At 39.7% G+C, this 19,263-nt stretch carries 9 protein-coding genes; all 9 read left to right on the top strand.

Features of this window, described 5'->3' with window-relative positions; all coding sequences use genetic code 11:
* Positions 1–6 precede the first annotated feature (6 nt).
* Positions 7–4,455 carry a baseplate J/gp47 family protein gene (locus CKW03_RS11310; RefSeq protein ID WP_093096900.1) on the top strand — a complete coding sequence of 1,483 codons (4,449 nt, stop codon included), beginning with the start codon at positions 7–9 and terminating at the stop codon, positions 4,453–4,455.
* Positions 4,456–4,470: 15 nt separating this feature from the next.
* Positions 4,471–10,812 carry a hypothetical protein gene (locus tag CKW03_RS11305; RefSeq protein WP_093096897.1) on the top strand — a complete coding sequence of 2,114 codons (6,342 nt, stop codon included), beginning with the start codon at positions 4,471–4,473 and terminating at the stop codon, positions 10,810–10,812.
* Between the two features lie 4 nt (positions 10,813–10,816).
* Positions 10,817–12,139 (top strand): contractile injection system tape measure protein, encoded by a 1,323-nt coding sequence (locus tag CKW03_RS11300; protein WP_093096895.1) that lies wholly within the window; start codon positions 10,817–10,819, stop codon positions 12,137–12,139.
* 50 nt (positions 12,140–12,189) lie between these two features.
* Positions 12,190–13,545, top strand: coding sequence for a vanadium-dependent haloperoxidase (locus CKW03_RS11295; RefSeq protein WP_093096892.1), 1,356 nt, complete (start codon positions 12,190–12,192; stop codon positions 13,543–13,545).
* Positions 13,535–14,923 (top strand): ATP-binding protein, encoded by a 1,389-nt coding sequence (locus CKW03_RS11290; protein ID WP_093096890.1) that lies wholly within the window; start codon positions 13,535–13,537, stop codon positions 14,921–14,923. Before CKW03_RS11295 ends, CKW03_RS11290 begins: the two co-directional genes overlap by 11 nt.
* A 164-nt stretch (positions 14,924–15,087) precedes the next feature.
* Positions 15,088–16,416 carry a gluconate:H+ symporter gene (locus tag CKW03_RS11285; RefSeq protein ID WP_093096887.1) on the top strand — a complete coding sequence of 443 codons (1,329 nt, stop codon included), beginning with the start codon at positions 15,088–15,090 and terminating at the stop codon, positions 16,414–16,416.
* A 28-nt stretch (positions 16,417–16,444) separates the two neighbouring features.
* Positions 16,445–16,915 carry a RidA family protein gene (locus CKW03_RS11280; protein WP_093096885.1) on the top strand — a complete coding sequence of 157 codons (471 nt, stop codon included), beginning with the start codon at positions 16,445–16,447 and terminating at the stop codon, positions 16,913–16,915.
* A gap of 3 nt (positions 16,916–16,918) precedes the next feature.
* Positions 16,919–18,025, top strand: a complete 1,107-nt coding sequence (locus tag CKW03_RS11275) for a D-TA family PLP-dependent enzyme (protein ID WP_093096882.1) — start codon at positions 16,919–16,921, stop codon at positions 18,023–18,025.
* A 7-nt stretch (positions 18,026–18,032) separates the two neighbouring features.
* A complete protein-coding gene (locus CKW03_RS11270) occupies positions 18,033–19,124 on the top strand; it encodes a dipeptidase (protein ID WP_093096880.1) in 1,092 nt (363 codons plus the stop codon).
* Positions 19,125–19,263 lie beyond the last annotated feature (139 nt).

Raw genomic sequence — 19,263 nt, 5'->3', positions numbered from 1 at the left:
GAAGCCATGCAATGTAAAGAGCTTATACATCCATTCCAAAATGATCCCGGTGTCAGCCAAAGACAGCGGGTCATGGATGATCTGTTGGCTGGAACTGCCCAAATCGATGCAAGGAACCTCGCAGATCTTTTAGATTACTTTGAAAAACTCTCTAGGCATATCAACTATTATGATGCCGACTTGAATGTTTCTGATTGGCAGTCCTTCTTCCAAAATAATCTGCCTTTTACTATAACATCCATTTTAAAATATGATGCCGATAAAATAAGGGAAAAGCTTACTTTCTATAACTTGCTTTTTGAAAAATCACCTTCCAAAGCCAGCCTTCAATTGATCGTCAACTATGTTTATCGATCCATTATCTATAAAATATATGATTGGAATTCTAAGCTTGAAGCTTCAGGACTGCCAGTCATGTTGGCATTGAATAAAATCATTAAAGATAAATTATCAGATAGTTTAAAGGTTTTTATTGTTCAGGTGAATTCTGCCGTCAGGTATTTTAGGATCAAGCCTATTAACCTGATGTGTTTTTTGGGAAATGATGATTGGATTTTGGAATTGACCGACTTATATGCCGTAAAAAGCAATCAAGCTATTCAAGATTCGGGAAAAAATAAAAGACAAAGGATGATTGCTATGAAAGATGAGATCCTTGCTATAGGCGAATCCTTCTTAACGGTCATAGATTCCCTGCAGGCATCTGCTGAATCTAGCTTAGAGCCCAGTTTCCTTTCATTAAATGATGAATTTAAGGAGAAACTGAGTCCGCATATTGCCTTGTTGTTCTCCTTTTTGAAACTATTCAATTATCTTCAACAGGATTTAAATTCCTTTACCAAGAAGCACCTTGATTTCTTCTATAAGGAGGTCTTGTTATTGAGGGCCAAGCCAGCTATTCCTGATCAAGTCCATCTGGTTTTTGAAATCCAAAAACATATACAAAAGTACCTGTTGAAAGAAGGAATCATAGTGAAGGACAGCAAGGATGCAAATAAAGTAGAAATTCAATTTGCTCTGGATGATCAAATCGTAGTCAATAAAACCAAGATCGTTGAACAACGCACGCTTTTCCTAAACAATAAAGTACATGCTAGCAATAGCTATTTAGAAGGCGTTTATATGGCTAGCAATGCTAAGATGGCAGATGCTGTTGAAAAACCATTTGAAGATATGCAAAACTCTAGCTGGCCTACATTAGGAGCAGCATTGAGCAAGTATGTTGATCCTGAGAGCAAATTTTTAAAACCCTATCCTAATGCGCGGTTGGGATTTGTCCTTGCTTCTCCCGTTCTCTTTTTGAGTGAAGGGACTCGGAAAATAGAAATTACCTTAGCCTGCAAACTGCATGCTAACATTTGTGAAGATGGCAATGATGCCTTTGCATTCTATGAAAGGGTGAGGACCGTAATCAATGATAAATTCTATCCGATAAACCGTGACCTTATTGCGCAGGCAGTCAAAAAAGGCATCAGTAAATCGCTAAAGGAAAAGCTGGAGGCGGTACTGTGGAAAGACAGCCCTATTGGAAAACAGATTTCCTGTTATTATCCTTTGGAAGAAGCTCTTTACGAGAAAACCATATCTGATGTTGAATACCGAGAGCTGATATCTTCTCTTGAAGAAATAGCGGCTCTTAAGGATATTTTTAAGCCTATAAAAGCATTAAATATTTCTTTGACAGGTAAGAAAGGCTGGCTAATTCCAGACCAATCTGTTGAAATCGTAATGTCGAACCTCAATTCTTCTGGTACTTTTGAAATTACCCTTGCTTTGACGCTTTCTGCAGACCAAGAAGGAATAGTAAACTATGATGAAGAATTATTTAAAGAAGGATTTGATACTGCTTTACCATTGATAAAAATCAACCTTGATGATCGTGTAAAAATAGAACAAGATGTAAAATGGACCAGCAGAGAATCATGCTGTGAAAAGAAATCAGAAGATGAGATCCAATTAGTTTCTCTGTATCAATTCTTCAGGAGTGTCAAGATATCTCATACCAAGGGCACCAAGATCAAAGTGAATGTCTGTGGATTGAAAAACTTCGTGGTACAGAACAGCGAAAGTCTACAGAATGTCAATAGTCCAATCTATCCATTTGGGACTCGCCCTGAGATCATAGATTATGATATAAAGAATCCACCAAACCTCAACAATCCAACAAGCTTAAACTTGTTGGGACCTGACTTCTATATTGGAAGTCAAGAAGTGTTTACCAAGAAATGGAACGAAATCCATATTAAGTTTGATTGGAAAGATAAACCAACCAGCTTCAGGGATTACTATAAAGGCTATTTGAAAGATGGAGGCCTCTTTGGGCTTGATGAAAATAAGTTCATGATCAATTTAGCTGTTTTGGAAAACGGTAAATGGGTTAAGGAAAAATCGCATAGCTCACCATCAACAAAGACTGTCACCATTCAAGGGGAAACCTATAATGATAGGAAGTTATTTGAAAATAATAATAGCTCTACCTGTCCTGGCAGCAATGAATTTGATCAGACTATATTTTTGAGGAATACCTTTTTTGAACTCAACCAAAAGTTTTCAAAAAACACATCTACCATAGAGCAATATGAAGTAGGGGCATCCGATGGGTTCCTAAAAATCAACCTGCAAGGTCAAGATTTTTGCCATAAGAACTATTCATACGTACTTGCAAGGCAGATGATGGCCCTAGGAAAATTGCCCGATAGCAAGCTAGAAGATGCCATCTACTATGATGAAAGTGGAAACCTTATTGTATTCAGTACCAATGCCATTGCACAGAGCATTGAAGATGCCAAAACAGTCTCCACTCGCGTGGAGGACGATGTCAATAATCCTTCAGAAGGTATAAAAGCTAAAATGGGAGGGATTGGAGCAGGTAAGATCAATGAAGCCGAAGCTGATTCAATACGAAGAACGGTTCTAACACCTTATCCAGGAGAATTTTATAATAAGAACTTAACTGGTGATGTAACTCTACTGAGGAACCAAATCCAACAGATTAAGAACATTATCAGCAATAATGATAGCTTTCAAGCGGTCATCCCAAATGAACCTTGGACTCCCATCATTAAAAAGATAGAAATTGATTATTCTGCTACCGCTGGTATGGAAGATATCGAGCTTATCCATCTTTATCCTTTCCCAGGTACCTATAAGCTGGAACAAATTGAACAACAACCTACTTTATTGCCAACCTATTGCGATGAAGGAAATTTATTTCTCGCATTGAAAGATCTAGAGCCGGGAAGCACCGTGAATATTCTTTTCCAAATGGCTGAAGCTACAGCCGATTCAGAATCAGAAAGGGAGCCTGTTACTTGGGCTTATTTGGATAATAATGAATGGAAACCGTTGCGGAATGGTTTTGAAGTATTGCAAGATGATACTGATGGTCTGACCACCTCGGGTATCATTAAATTTTCAATTCCTGCCAATATCAGCAATGAAAATACTGTACTTCCCAAAGGATTGCACTGGATAAAAGCTGGGATAGCAAAAAATAGCAAGTCAGTCAGTGAAACGATCGGTCTTTATACCCAAGCTATCAAGGCCACTTTCAGTAATGAACCATTGAATGATAAATTAAGGCTAGATAAAGGCTTGCCGGCAGGCTCTATCTCCAAGATGAAAGATGCCGATGTCGCCATCAAATCTGTTTCACAACCTTATGATTCATTTGCAGGTAGGGTGCCTGAGGCGGAAGGTCATTTCTATATCCGAGTTTCGGAGCTCTTAAAGCATAAGAATAGGGCGATCCAAAAATTTGATTATGAACGATTGGTGTTAGAAGCCTTTCCGCAGTTATTTAAAGTGAAATGTGTGAACCATAGCTTTGCTTTGGACGCACATCGATATGTCAACGATATCCCAATGGCACCTGGATACATCATCATGGCTGTCATTCCAGATATGAATAAATTAAAGGCTTCTCAGTTATTTGAACCACGCGTTCCTGTCAGTCTATTGGAAAGCATCCAAGAGTATTTGCAGGAAAGGAGTTCGCCATTTGTCAAGATCCGGATTATGAACCCACGATATGAGGGAGTCAACTTCTGTATCAAGGTTAAACTGTTGAAAGGAATGGATGAGGTGTTTTATAGAGAGAAATTGAAACAAGATCTGCGTGAGTTCCTGGCTCCATGGGCAATTGGTGAATTCGATAAACTGACCTTTGGACAGTGTATTTACGAATCGGATATCGTCGGCTTTTTGGAGTCCAGGGATTACCTCGATTATATCGTGGAATTATGGATGAAACATGCTGATGAGCAAGGCGGCGTAATGGGTTCAATGACCAAGGTGGTCTGTCCGATCAGCCCTAGATCTATCCTGATTGCTGGAAATATCGATGTAAAGATTGAACAGGCAGATTGTGAAAGCTGGGAGTCACGAAAATTGGCAGAGCCTTGTCGCAATCCAGCGGTTCCTATTGAAAATTATTGTAATAACTATTATGCATAGGTAAAATGCAAGATCATGGCAAGCCAAGGAGAAAATATAAAATCGATAAACAAGGACAATGCTGGTTTCCCTGCCTACTTAGATTTTGAAAAATTAAGGGCAGAAGGAATCGCATACCTCGGTAAGCTCTCTGGAAAAATCTGGACAGACCATAATGTCCATGATCCTGGGATTACCATATTGGAAGTCCTTTGTTATTCTTTGCTTGATCTGGGCTATAGAACGAATTTACCAGCCATTGATCTGTTCAGCAGGGATCCTAAAGAATCCGGAGCAGATAATAACTTCTTTACAGCGGCACAAATCCTGAGCTGTAATCCATTGACTATTATGGATTATAGAAAGTTCTTGATCGATATTGAAGGGGTGAAGAATGCCTGGTTAGAAGTAGCAACCGATCAAACCGACTTTTGTAGGCCTAGGTATGATCAGCAATCTACTAATAATCAAAACAGCGGCTGTGTTGAGTACCTCAATGGCCTATATCATATTTTTATAGAGCCTGAAAAGGATGTCAACAAGGATTTTCCAGATGAATCAGCTGCGAATACCTATTTAGAAGATTTGAACAAAACCATCAAAAGCAGATTGATGGCACACCGAAACTTCTGTGAAGACTTTGTGGATATTTCCATGCTCTGTAAGATAGATCTTGGAGTCTGCGCCGTAATAGAATTACAAAATGATGCCGATTTAGAAAAATCTTATCAAGAAATTGTCCAAAGGCTAAGGGATTTTATTTCACCAGTTCCCAAATTTTATACCTTGCAAGAGCTCTTGGACCGTCAAAAGCCAATAGAAGACATTTTTGCAGGCAGACCCTATAATCCTGCCGAAAGCCATGGTTTCATAGATACCGATGAACTATATGCCTTGAAACTGAAAAAGGAAATCCATATTTCAGATTTGTATCAGGTGATTTTGGAATCGGAAGGAGTGAAATCAGTCAATAAGCTGGCCATAAGGAACTGCGAATCTGGTCGCTTTACTGACATTAACGCATGGAAATATAAAATTCCCGAAAATCATATTACTAATTTTTCGGTAGCCTGTTCTGGTATTCAATTTACTAAAAACGGAATCCCGATTGAATTTGATAGCCAAAAATTTCAGGGGCTATTTAATCTTAACTTTTCAAATTCTGGAAAGGTACTATATCAATTGCCTTCGCCTTATTTAGATAATGCTATCCCTTCTGGAACATACCATGAGAATTTAGATGAATATTTCCTATTACAGGATGATTTTCCTCGGGTATATGGTATTGCAGAAGGCGGATTGCCGGATGATGTTTCCAACCAAAGAAAAGCCCAGGCTTTACAGCTAAAGGGTTATCTGTTGTTTTTTGACCAACTGCTATCTGGCTATTTAGCACAACTGAAGAACATTCGTTCATTATTTTCAATGAACTCACCTGAGGGTAGCCAACAAAGAAGAACCTATTTCCTCAATCAATTGACTGAGAAACCCGAGTTAAGCAAATTATTACGGTTTGCAGTCGGTACTGATCAGAATGAAATCTTAGGAGCTGAAGGTGATAGCTTAATTCGAGTGATTAAGAAAAGTCAATTGGATCAATTGATAAGTAATAATAGCCAAGATATATCTGGATTAGAACAGTATCAATTTAGTTCATTGATCAAACAGCAGATTGCTATCAATCAATTAATCGAGGATTTCAGTAACAATAACTTCGAATATGGCTTTATCTATGATCATGAAGGAAAGATCTTCTACTACCTGATTGGCACATCAGCTGAATTTGCCCTTATCAGTAAAATCAGTTTTCCTTCTCTATCTGCTGCTAATCTGCATTTGAGTTCAGTAGCCTATGTGGGCTCTTTTGAGGAAAACTATCGGAGCTATATTATTGATGAAAATCACGTATCCTTCGATATTGAATTAAATATAGCATCGTTTAAGTCTTATCTGGCCTTGATATTGGAAGATGAAGATCTGTATGCTGAACGAAGGAATTCCTTCTTGAATCATCTCTTATCTCGATTTGCAGAAAGGTTTACCGATGATGTCCTAATGCAGTTCAATCAGCAATCTAATTTACTGATCCATGCAAAGGAAGATTTACTTAGCCATTATGATGAAATCAGTGCCAATCGCGGTAGAGCCTATGATTACCTAAAGAATGATTGGAACAATGCTAATATTTCAGGTTTTGAAATAGAAGCCAAATATTTAGCAGGAATCTCCAATAAGACCTTGCACAGCCTGTGCAACTTTGTCGTTGAACAGTTGGATGAATACTACCTAGTCGAATTGAGCATAGCCGAAGAGTCCTATTTCAAGTTGACTGAAAAGTTTGATTCTCCAAAAGAAGCCGAAGAAGCGGCGCAAATGGCATTTGATTCACTTGCCCAACCCGAAAGGTTAAAAACTCGGTATGTCCCTCATGAAAAGATGTACAGCATCGTGCTGCAATATGATGACCGATCTTCGGTTCCATTCTATAAGCAATATGCGACTTCTCAAGAGGCAGATGAAGTTCGGACAAAATTGAACCGCATGTTTTCTAAACAACCTGTTGAAGATGTCTATATCAGCAGTTATGCGCATAAGGTCCAATTGGTAGACCATAAAGGAAATATCCTTCGGAACTCCGTAGAAGCTTATGATTCTGATTTGAGTGCTTTAGAGGCTGGTCGGAAAAACATGAGTAAGTTAAACGACAGTACCCTATGGCAAGAAGAGGATTCAAAGGATAATAAAATCAACCTGCTTACCTTCAATGATCTGGAGGCAGATGATCCTAATTATATAGATATTAAAGCTTTCAAGATCACAATCAACAATTCCATTGTAGGAAAACCCGATAAGTTTACATACGATCTTTTAGATCATGCGAATTCCTTTAAATTTTATGCAGCCAAAGAATTTTCAAGTAATAAAGAAGCAAAGGCAAATGCTTATTTGCTGTTGAAATTAGCAGGAAATTCTAAAAACTATTCTATTGTAAGAACATCCATCGATTCCAAATGGCAACTTCAAATTGTTTACCAAAAACAGGTTGAAGCCATCTGTTATACAGAATTTGATACTGAAGAGGAAGCTATAAAACTAAGGGATCAAATCATCACTTCCTTTCAACATGCATCATACAGGTTGACCAGCAATTCATTTCCAAAAGGATGGAAGTTTAATTATGAATTAGGATATGATCAAGACTCTAATTTTAAGTTCAGCAGCAGCAAGGAATATCGATATAAAGAAGAAGCAATTAAAGCTTCCCATGCATTCCAACAGGCTATTCCATCTTTAAGGTTAGGGAAGGGTAAGAACGGAATTATCTTAACCCAGCAAAATAGAGGAAGTAAACTTCCCACTGTTAATTTGGATGCTGTAGATTTTAATGAAGAAAGCATCAATAAGGCACTGGATTCGCAAAAAAGCATAGCCCAGTTTGCCAGCAGCAATAAAACACAGAATTTTAGGACTTCCATTCGCAAGGAGTCTACAGAAGATTCAGCCCGATATATTTACCGCTTGGTCGATAAAGACCGTGTTCTAGCCTATTATCAGGACCAATTCTTATCCAAAGAAGAAGCGGTATTAGCCAAAATGAAAATTTCTAGGTTGTTGAAAAGAAACCTAAATTATCTGCAGTTGTGTTTAGGAACTGCTGTCATCAAGGAAGTTTCTGGAAATAAAAACAAAAAAGCAAAATCCTATTCCTATCAGATTAGGGCACATAATATTCAATACAAACATGCCGGACCGATTAATGAGGAACTGGTTATTTTCGAAAGCTTTGAATCATTTCCGACTAAAGAACAGGCACTTGAAGCCTTTGAAAATAACCTATTCAATATTCTGGAATTAGCGGCTATTGAACAGAACTATGGCAGTTTGATCAGTTTTGAAGAAACAAAGAGCGAAAATTCTGCTGCTGTTGTATTTGTTCCCTTGGCTACCCAGGAGGAGATAAAAGCTTTTGATGAAGGCAGCATTCCGCAAATGCTGATGCAATTGCTAAGGACCTACCCAATTAAAAGAAATAATGATTTGTATTATTTCGAGACCTTCCATTCATCTAAAGATACCCGAGGCTGGCACAGCGTCAAAGAATATCCTACGGCGGATGCTGCCATGCAGGATTTCTTATTTTTCTTGATGCTCTTAAAGTATGCTGGCAATCTATATGTCGATTGTGATTTTAATGATGACGGTAAAGGTAACTATAGGATCTATATCCGTGAGGTGTTGGCAGAAAGTAACCAACGCTTTTACACGGAAGAAGAAGCATGGGGATTGGAGGGTGTAGAAAAGCTGATCTGTGCCATTCAATCTGACTTAGGTTTCCAAAAATATCAGCGGAAAGAAGATTGCTGTTATTCATTCTATATCAATTGTGGAGCAGACTTCCTAATTCATCCATGTATTTACGATACAGCCAAAAAGAGAAATCAGGTAGTACTAGAGCTCTATGATCAATTCAAACGCTATGAAGATAGGAAAGCATATACTATATCCACTGAGAATAATTCTTTGATTTTTCATGATGAGGGAGGAAAGCCTTTTGCAATAAGAAGATTTAACGAAAATGAGAACCAAGAATTTTGTGACCTGCTTTTTGATTATTTGGACGACCTTCAAGGGGAAGGAAATAGTTATGTTATAGAAAAGGAATTTGTCTTTGTTAAAAATAAAAGCGGTCAGGTTATTCTCGAATCTTATAGCCAAGGTTGGACCGAGGAATCGTTTAAAGAGCAGTTAGACCTTTTTTTATGCTTTTTCCCAATTATCCGAAGTAAAAATGAAAAATCCGAAGGCTATCAATATCATATAGAAATAAAGCTTCCAGGCTTCAATACCTGTAATGAGGAAAATACCGCGGGTTGCGGTTGTTCTGACCCAATAGAAGAGGAGCCAACCTGTTTTGTGGCTTGGAAAACTTCCTGCCCAATTCAAAACTGCTATACGGCTATGCGATTGTATGGCTTGACCACTTATTTGCTGAGCAATTTTGAAAACTATCAATCCATTTTGGATTGTAGTTGCAATTCATTTGGTATTGCCATGGACTTCAATCTTCCAGAATATAGGGAGCAATTTTTTATCAATGGCAAACAGATTGCATTTAATCCACAGTGCTATGAGACTTCCCAAGAAATGTGCAAAGCCGTTGATCGGGCAAATGAACTCATTAACGCCGAAGGCTTGCAGGTGGTAGAGCATATCCTGCTCAGACCTCGATGTGAAGAAGACTGTGAAGTTAGGCAAGGATTATATTGCAATGAAACTTACCAATATTGTGGATACACTTGGAAAGCCGATCAAGAAGATCCTTGTTCAAATCAATCTGAAATCTGCTTTGTGCCTGCCATTGATCCTTATTCCTTTATTGCAACCGTAGCCCTACCGGCTTGGCCAAAAAGATTCCGGTCTGAAACAGGCCGAATGTTAATGGAGGATATTTTATATCGACTGGCACCAGCGCATGTCATGTTGAGGATTCTTTGGTTAGCTCCACACGATTACTGCTGTTTCGAATCGAAATACAAAAACTGGAGACAATGGCTAGAAAAGAGAAAAACTTGTAATACCGATTTCACCGTTGATGATTTCTTGAATTTCCTATTCCATCGGAATTATGAGGAACTGGTTGATTGCGAGACCTGCCAGCCTTGTGCTGATCAAGTAGTAATCAATAATCCTTGTACATATCGTGATCTTAATCAAGATGGCAATTATATGATGAAACAAAGCTTCCTGGACCAAGTAAATGCCTCATTTTGTTGGCGAGTATCTTATCCAGGCGAATATCAATTTATCAGTTGCGATCGAGATAATCTACCAAACTATGATTATGTACGTAAGATCCAAAAGGAGGAAAAAGAAGAAGAGTTAAAGCCAATTGCTCCTGTTGCCAGTGCTGTAAAGAGGGGAAATAGTAAAGAATTGAAGTTGTTGAAAGAAAGACGCATGATGCATTATCGTTCAACAATCGAACAAATAGCCGAAAAGCTAAAGAAAAATCTTGTCATTCAAAGTGTCCAGAATTACATGAGCGAACCTAATTTGGCAATAAACCAATTGGAAGCTATCGTAACCCAAATAATTGAAAACAAAAAAACTACCGCAAAAAACTATGTGGTCCTGAATAAACCTCAAATGCAACGTGTGCTTGAATCCGTGGCATGCTATGCATTGGATCAGGTTAACCACAAGAAAAAAAACAAAACTGACTTGACCCTCATCAATCCTGCCTTCGAAAAAATGCGGAAGGCCAAAATTGATGTAGCCTCCATATACAATCATTGGGATGGTACCGAACTAAAGAAGCATCAACCCGTCATTAATGTAGTCGAGATCAAGAACCTGATTTTGGGAACTAAAAAGTGAGACCATGCTGCATATTATCAAAAGACAGCGTATTGAGCTCCAATTACCACAAGGAGAAGACAGTTTTAGCATTCAGCAAAAACTGAGTGATCAATATTGGGAGTTTTTTGTGCCCTTAATGGATGAAATCCTGAATGGATTATCTGAAGAGAATAATGTCTTAAGCCTGGAATCATTGACCATTGATCTAGGAAAATTGAAGCTCAGCGATCTGGATGGAATGAAATCCAATAGCCAATTAATAGAAAATATTAGACAACAATTTGAAGAACAGATCTGGAAAGAAAAATCAACAAAGAATGTGTTGAATTTTCAGGATAAAACTCACGCTAACTTTAATAAATGGTTCTCTTATTTACGCGATGGATATTTAGATTGGAATGTGGAATTTCCAATTGATGATTGGTATGAACATGTATTAGAAGCCCTTTCTAGTAATTTGGAAACTCTAAATCATTTTATTCTGGAAGTAGATCGCAGTCCGAATTTCCGGATCCGATTGGTTAGACAGCATCCTGATAGTTTTTTGAACAGATTGATTAAGGTAATTGCTCCTAAATACGAGAATTTAATAGAAAAAAAAGCGACTGAACTCTACACATTTGAGTCCTTGAATAAGGACCTCGCATCAGATAGATTGAAGGAGAGGAGAGAGCAGTTTTGGCTAGAATTGCTTCTAGCTGTTTCAACTGATTTCTTCAATCCCAATCAATCTGATTCGAAAAGCCATATTGAACTTATTAAGCCAGAAAACTATTCCAATTCCAGTACTGTTGACAATCCGGTCAGAAGTTTTGATGAGTTTAAGGATTCAAGCGATATTAAAGAAGCTATTTTTCTTGATTATGTCGGTTTAGTATTACTGCATCCCTTCTTAAGCTCATTATTCAAACGCTTAGATTTGTTACAGGATAAAGACTTCAAAAACGTAGAAGCTAAAGAAAAAGCCATCCATCTATTGCATTTTGCAGCAACTGGAACTGATCAACCTAAAGAATATGAATTAGTCATTCCTAAAATATTTTGTGCCTATCCCATTAAAGCCGCGATACCTATAACTATGGAATTGAGCAATGCTGAAAAGGAAGAAGTCAATGCTATGTTGGAAGCCTGTATTGCCAATTGGGAAATATTAAAGAAGACCTCCATTGATGGGCTACGGGAAAGCTTTTTACAACGAAAGGGGAAAGTAGAGCTCGGTTTGGAAAAAATTATTGTACAGGTTGAAAAAGGATCTGTCGATATGCTCCTGGACTACCTACCCTGGAGTTTGAATATGATTAAGTTTCCGTGGCTAAAACAGCTTATCCATGTAGAATGGAGGTAAATTGTTGAAGCTGGATTACAGATTGTTTGATGAATTTATTGTAAAATATCATGTCAGAAAAACCGTTAGTGTTAAAATGGAATCAACTTATTCTTGAAGCCATCAAGTTGACCAAAACTTCGGCTCCCTTGGCCGCTAGAGCCTTGGCAATGATGCATACTGCAATGTACGATGCATGGTCTGTTTATGATACCTGTGCCTTCAGCAGCAGCACTGCAAAATATATCAAAATATCAAAATCGCAATGCGCTAAAGACAATATCCGAAAGTCCTTCAGTTATGCCGCTTATAGGGTGCTGATGGAACTTTTTTGGTTAAGATTGCCAGCAGATGAAAAGAATATTTTCCGTGATTTTATGTGCCAATTAGATTATGACCCTGATAATAAAAGTTTAGATATCACGAAGCCAGAAGGAATTGGCAACCTCATGGCAAAATTGACCATCGAACAGCGATATGGCGATGGAAGTAATCCGTATGGAACTTTGCACATGCCTAGATTTTCGGACTATACTGGTTTTAAACCCATCAATCCGCCTGGACAATTGATCAATCTGAGTTATTGGCAACCCTTACAGAAAATCAAAGAGGGATCTAAAACCAGGTTTCAACGATTCCATGTACCTCATTGGGGCTTGGTGAGAGCCTTCGCACTTCCGTTCAATTGGCAATTCAGGCCCGATGAGCCATTTACAAAAGAACAACCAGAATTTAAGCAACAGGCCAGGGAAATATTGGATATCAATGCAGCCCTGACAGATGAACAGAAGGTGATTGCTAGCTATTGGGAGGATGCCCGCGGAACCTATACCACAGCAGGACATTGGTGTGAAATCGCACAGTTCGTTGCCCAAAAGGAATTCTACAGAAATTCGCAATGCATCAAACTATTCTTCGTGCTCAGCAATGCCTTATTAGATGCTTCTATTGCTACTTGGGAATGCAAACATCATTATAATTCTGTCAGACCGATCACCGCTATCCGAAATGTATTCAATGGCTTGCATGTACATGCCTGGGGAGGCGCCTGTAAAGGAACTGCAACCATTAAAGGGGACCAATGGAACCCTTACCTAAAGACTCCCTCGACCCCCGAATACATTTCTTCCCATAGCTGTTTGAGTAGGGCTGCTGCGGTGATCCTCAAGAACTTTACTGGAAATGATGCCTTCGGTGGTAGAACGACCATCAAAATGGGGGCTTCCAAAATAGAACCTTCCGTAACGCCTTGTATGGATATGGTCTTGGAATGGCCAACCTATTCCTTCGCTGCAGAACAAGCCGGACAATCTTGCATATATGCAGGAACACATTTTCCTAAAGCCACTGCAGAAGGCCATAAATTAGGTTTAAAAGTAGCAATGTGCATTTGGGAAAAAGCAAAAGTCTATTTCAATGAAAAGTAAAAAGGAACATAAGGAATCGAGCATCAGCTTTCTTGATATCAATGCACCAGAAGAATTAAAATACCTGGAGCAGCTGATCCTATTTCGATTGAGTATTTGGTTCCCCGCTGAAAATGAAATGGTAAAACCGAAACCTATTTATCGGACTTGGTCCAAAAAACTACAGGAATTTATCAAACTACATAAACTTAATGAAGAAGAAGCTTGCCTATTGCTGATTGCTATGGCGCCGCATATCCAACCTGATCTTTTTGATAATGCCATTAATTATAAACTACAGCGAACTGGTGATTTCCAAAAAATTGGAGGCGTACGTGGAAAGGATTTCAGAGGTTTTATCCCAACTGGGGAAACCGCTGTTTTTCTTTTAGGGGATGATGATTTTGTGAAGAAGATGGAGATCCAAAAATTATTCTGGGCCGATCATTTATTCGATAGCAAGAAAATCCTTTGGCTAGATGAAGTACCCGCCGGAGAACCAGAAATGAGCGGAAAGATCCTGATCTCAAAGGAATACCTAGACAGCTTTATCTTTGGCGAGGCTACCCAACCCAAGTTCAGTGTCAATTTTCCGGCAAAAATAATCCGCACCAAATTGGAATGGAAAGACTTGGTGATCAATGATGAACTGAAAGAACAAATCCATGAATTAAAGAGCTGGTTAAAATACAACAGCATCTTGATCAATGAATGGGGGATGGCAGGAAGGATCAACAATGGCTATAAAGCCTTACTCTATGGTCCCTCAGGAACAGGTAAAACCCTGACCGTAGGTTTGTTGGGAAAAGAGGTAGGCAAAGATGTCTACAAGATCGATCTATCGATGGTCATGTCGAAATACATCGGTGAAACCGAGAAAAATCTGGAACAGATCTTTGCAAAGGCGGAAGATAAAGGCTGGATCCTGTTTTTTGACGAGGCCGATTCATTATTTGGAAAAAGGACCAATGTACGCGATGCCCATGATAAATATGCCAATCAGGAGGTTTCCTATCTGTTGCAACGTATTGAAGAATACAATGGCATGGTCATCCTGGCCACCAATATGAAAAACAATATCGATGATGCCTTTATGCGCAGGTTCAATGCGATATTGAAATTTACTGTTCCAGAAGCCGCAGACCGAGCAAAAATATGGAAACTCAGTTTTCCTGAGGAAGCTTTATTCCTCAATGAAAAGCATGAAACCGTAGTTATTCCAGATCTGGTGAAAAATTATGTGATCTCCGGTGGATCCATTGTAAATGCCGTCCATTATTCCTGTATAAAAGCCTTGGAAAGAGATTCCACCTCAAAAAATAAAAAATCCATATATCTCTCCGATGTATTGGATGGCATTCGTAAAGAGTTATTGAAGGAAGGCAAACCTTTCCATTAACAGAATAATAATTCTTTTGTGGACAGGGGCCACTCTAGATCCGAGAACTATTAAATATTTATTTTTCAAATCCCTCTCTTATTCGCCTAGGTATTACTATTTTAGGGATAACAATTGCCTAAAGCTTTCTCTGTGAAAGCTTCCTAACCTTCAATATAAACTAAATGGTATTTACAATCGTACTTCTTAGCCTATTGTTGCTAATCATTTTCATTACCTACTTTAAAATCAATACATTTTTGGCTTTCTTGATCGTTTCGATCTTAGCTGCCATTGTTCTTGGCATTCCTTTGGCAAAGATTCCAGGGACGGTTGAAAAGGGGATAGGTTCTATCATGGGCGGGCTCACCTTGATCATTGTATTGGGAGCCATGCTCGGAAAATTAATCGCCCATAGTGGGGCTGCTGAAAATATTGCCACCGTTATGGTTCGCCTATTCGGTGTCAAGCATCTGCAATGGGGAATGGCATTTACCGGTTTTATCGTCGGTATTCCCTTGTTCTATGGCGTAGGCTTTGTATTGTTGGTACCCCTTATTTTTTCCATCGTCTATAAGTACAAATTACCCTTGGTCTATATCGGTTTGCCTATGCTGGCTGCCCTGTCGGTTACCCATGGCTTTATTCCACCACACCCTTCTCCGGTAGCTTTGGTGGTCTTGTTCAATGCCAATATGGGCTTGACCTTGATCTATGGATTGCTCATTGCTATCCCAGCCATTATCATTGGTGGTCCCTTATTCAGTAAGACTCTCAAGAATATCAAAGCAGGAAAATCTGAAATCTTTCAACCGGCAGAACCAAAACCTGAAGACGAGAATTACCCAAAACCAGGTGCTTTCAATAGTTTTTTTACAGCCCTATTACCGGTTGTCATGATCGTTCTGTTTACCGTCTTGCCCTATGTGGTGCCGAAAGAAGCAACCTTTATGCACGAAATCATTGCATTTTTAGGTTCGGCGAACATCGTGATGCTCATTGCCGTGTTCTACGCCATGTTTTCACTGGGTATTTTCCAAGGTAGACCCATCAAAGAGGTGATGTCGGTGTATGCAGATGCGGTCAAGGATATTGCCATGATCTTATTGATTATTGCCGGCTCTGGGGTATTCAAGGAGGTTATGGAGGCTAGCGGGGTCAGCTTGAAATTGGCTGAGGCTTTACAAGGCTTACCCATTCATCCTTTGATCTTGGCCTGGATGATCACCGCCATTATCCGCGGCTGTATTGGATCCGCAACCGTCGCCGCCCTTACTGCTGCAAGTGTACTGTTGCCACTATTGCAGGCAACTAATATTAACCCTAACCTTATGGTCCTTTCCATTGGAGCAGGCAGTCTCATGTTTTCACATGTAAATGACTCAGGTTTTTGGATGTTTAAAGAATATTTAGGAATATCGGTAAAAGATACGTTCCGGTCTTGGTCGATGATGGAGGCCATTGTCTCCACCGTTGGTTTGATCGGGGTCATGATCTTATCTCTATTTATATAAAAATTACTAATCAAAAAAATAATAAATCATGTGGAATGCAGATGAACAATTTGAAAAATTAGGTTTAACATTACCTCCAGCTCCAAAACCTCTTGGCGTGTACAAGCCATGTTTGGTCGATGGAAAATATCTTTACCTATCTGGCCATGGAACGGTTCAAAATGATGGAACCTTGATCATTGGCCGTGTTGGGGAGGATATGGATACGGAAGCTGGTAAATTAGCCGCTAGACAGGTCGGACTGGCTATGTTGGCTACAATAAAAGCCAATTTAGGTTCGCTGAATAAAGTAAAACGTGTCATCAAAGTTTTGGGGATGGTCAATGCCACGCCTGATTTTGAAAGACATCCCTATGTCATCAATGGCTGCAGCGAGTTGTTTGCATCTGTTTGGGGCGAAGAAAATGGAGTAGGAGTTAGATCTGCTGTAGGTTTTGGTTCCCTTCCGGACAATATCCCCGTGGAGATTGAAGCCATGTTTGAATTACATCAAGATTAAGAAATGGAAAATTGGTTCGAAGTAAAAAATTCAGATTGTATCGCTTCGCCGGCTCTCTTGCTCTATCCTGATCGGATTACCCGAAATATCCGTTTGCTCAAAAAGATGGTGGCAAATGATACCTCGAGATTGCGCCCCCATGCCAAGACCCATAAAATGCTTGAGGTAAGTAAAATGATGATTGATGAGGGTATCGAGCAATTCAAATGCTCTACCATTGCTGAAGCAGAAATGCTGGCACTGAGCAATGCAAAGGATGTGCTCTTGGCTTACCAACCTGTAGGCCCTAATATGAAGCGATTCCTTAAACTAGTCCAAGAATATCCGAACACCCATTTTTCCTGCTTGTTGGATAATATCGATTCCATCCAAAACCTCAATGAACTGGCTAAGGAGCTTGGTTTAAAAGTCAGTTTTTACCTAGATTTAGATGTAGGCATGGGCAGGACTGGAGCATCCATTAAGAATATAGAAAACCTTTGGGAATGCATTGCTGCGCAAGATCATTTGGTTCTTGAGGGCATACATGGATATGATGGACAGATTAATAATGTTGATTCTGCCATTCGTGAGAAAGAAGCAGATTCTGGATATGATATACTCAAAGAGGCATTCGATTATTTACAGGAGAAATGCGCATATCCGCTTAAAATTGTCGTGGGTGGATCGCCTTCATTTACTCGGCATGCAGAACGCCCGAATGTGGCCTGTAGCCCTGGAACCTTTGTGTTCTGGGATTGGGGCTATTCCCAAAAGATTCCGGAACAAGCGTTTGACGTAGCTGCCGTATTATTGACCCGGGTCATATCTGTGATCAATGAGCATCGGGTATGCATAGACTTGGGCTATAAAGCCGTTGCTTCCGAATCGCCTTTGCCGAGGGTCAAATTTTTGAATGCAGACGATGCTGTACCAGTCTTACAAAGCGAAGAGCACATGGTACTGAATGTCAATGATAGCCAGGAGTATCCTATAGGGACTGAGCTGTATGCCATTCCGCTGCATATCTGTCCAACCGTTGCCTTATATGATAAGGTATCAGTCATTGAAGACCATCGAAAAGTAAAGAATTGGCAAGTCATAGCCAGAAACAGAATGTTGAATATTTAAGCTTATTATGCAAGAACAGCCTTTTTTGATTGATGGACACCTCGATCTGAGTATGAATGCCATGGAATGGAACAGGGATTTACGGATCCCCATTTCCGAACTGAACAGGAGGGAAGAAGGTATGCATGATAAACCCGACAGGGCTAAAGCGACTGTAACCTTCGACGAACTCCGGAAAGGTAATATTGGTCTTGTCGTCGCTACCCAGATTGCTCGATATGTGGAACATGGAAGTTTCCTGCCAGGTTGGTTATCTCCTGAACAGGCATGGGCACAAACCCAAGGGCAATTGGCTTGGTATAAAGCGATGGAGGCGGATGGGCAGCTGAAAATGATCCGGACAAAATCAGAACTGGATACACATGTTGCGTCTTGGAATAATACTAAAGAAGATGAAAAAAAGCCTATCGGTTACATCCTGAGCCTTGAAGGAGCCGATAGTATAGTCAACCTTTCTTATCTGGAGCGTGCTTATGAATATGGTCTTCGTGTCCTAGGGCCAGCCCATTATGGTCCAGGTCGATATGCCAATGGCACCGATTCCAGTGGTAAGTTAAATCAGGACGGGATTTCCTTACTCAAGGAAATGGACAGTCTGCATATGATCCTGGATGCGACCCATCTCAATGACGATGCATTTTGGGATGCTTTGGACCGCTATAAAGGCCCAGTTTGGGCTAGCCATAACAATTGCCGGACCTTCGTGGACCATAACCGGCAATTCTCGGATGACATGATAAAGGCTTTGATTGATCGGGATGCCGTTATTGGAGTAGCATTGGATGCCTGGATGATGGTCCCGAATTGGATTCGAGGAACATCTACACCAAAAGGAACAGGCTGCAATATGGAAATCATGGCAAACAATATCGATCATATTTGCCAGCTTGCCGGAAACACTAACCATGTAGCAGTAGGCAGTGATTTGGATGGCGCCTTTGGAAAGGAACAATGTCCCTATGATCTAGAAACTATTGCCGATATTCAAAAGGTCTTCCCGATCTTAAGAAATAGAGGCTATGCAGAGGAAGATATTCAGAAGATTGCAAATGGCAATTGGCTGAGGTTTATGAGGGGGAGTTTGAATTTATCTTGGTAGCGGCGTATTGTATACGCGCGTTGGTTTGAACCAGGATGGAATGGATTAGAGGATGGACCAAGATTATTGGCGGTATTTTCTTCAGCTAGATTTATCCAGGATGGTAGCGGCGTATTGCATACGCCCGCCGCATACATTT

It is taken from the genome of Sphingobacterium mizutaii (genome assembly GCF_900187125.1).
Lineage (GTDB): Bacteria > Bacteroidota > Bacteroidia > Sphingobacteriales > Sphingobacteriaceae > Sphingobacterium > Sphingobacterium mizutaii.
The sequence above is the reverse complement of the archived record's forward strand: the minus strand, read 5'-3'. Positions and strand labels throughout refer to the sequence as shown.

Excerpts from the sequence above, each read along its gene's own strand:
- CKW03_RS11310 (WP_093096900.1), top strand. The coding sequence starts at position 7 with ATGCAATGTAAAGAGCTTATACATCCATTCCAAAATGATCCCGGTGTC.
- CKW03_RS11305 (WP_093096897.1), top strand. The coding sequence starts at position 4,471 with ATGGCAAGCCAAGGAGAAAATATAAAATCGATAAACAAGGACAATGCT.
- CKW03_RS11300 (WP_093096895.1), top strand. The coding sequence starts at position 10,817 with ATGCTGCATATTATCAAAAGACAGCGTATTGAGCTCCAATTACCACAA.
- CKW03_RS11295 (WP_093096892.1), top strand. The coding sequence starts at position 12,190 with ATGTCAGAAAAACCGTTAGTGTTAAAATGGAATCAACTTATTCTTGAA.
- CKW03_RS11290 (WP_093096890.1), top strand. The coding sequence starts at position 13,535 with ATGAAAAGTAAAAAGGAACATAAGGAATCGAGCATCAGCTTTCTTGAT.
- CKW03_RS11285 (WP_093096887.1), top strand. The coding sequence starts at position 15,088 with ATGGTATTTACAATCGTACTTCTTAGCCTATTGTTGCTAATCATTTTC.
- CKW03_RS11280 (WP_093096885.1), top strand. The coding sequence starts at position 16,445 with ATGTGGAATGCAGATGAACAATTTGAAAAATTAGGTTTAACATTACCT.
- CKW03_RS11275 (WP_093096882.1), top strand. The coding sequence starts at position 16,919 with ATGGAAAATTGGTTCGAAGTAAAAAATTCAGATTGTATCGCTTCGCCG.
- CKW03_RS11270 (WP_093096880.1), top strand. The coding sequence starts at position 18,033 with ATGCAAGAACAGCCTTTTTTGATTGATGGACACCTCGATCTGAGTATG.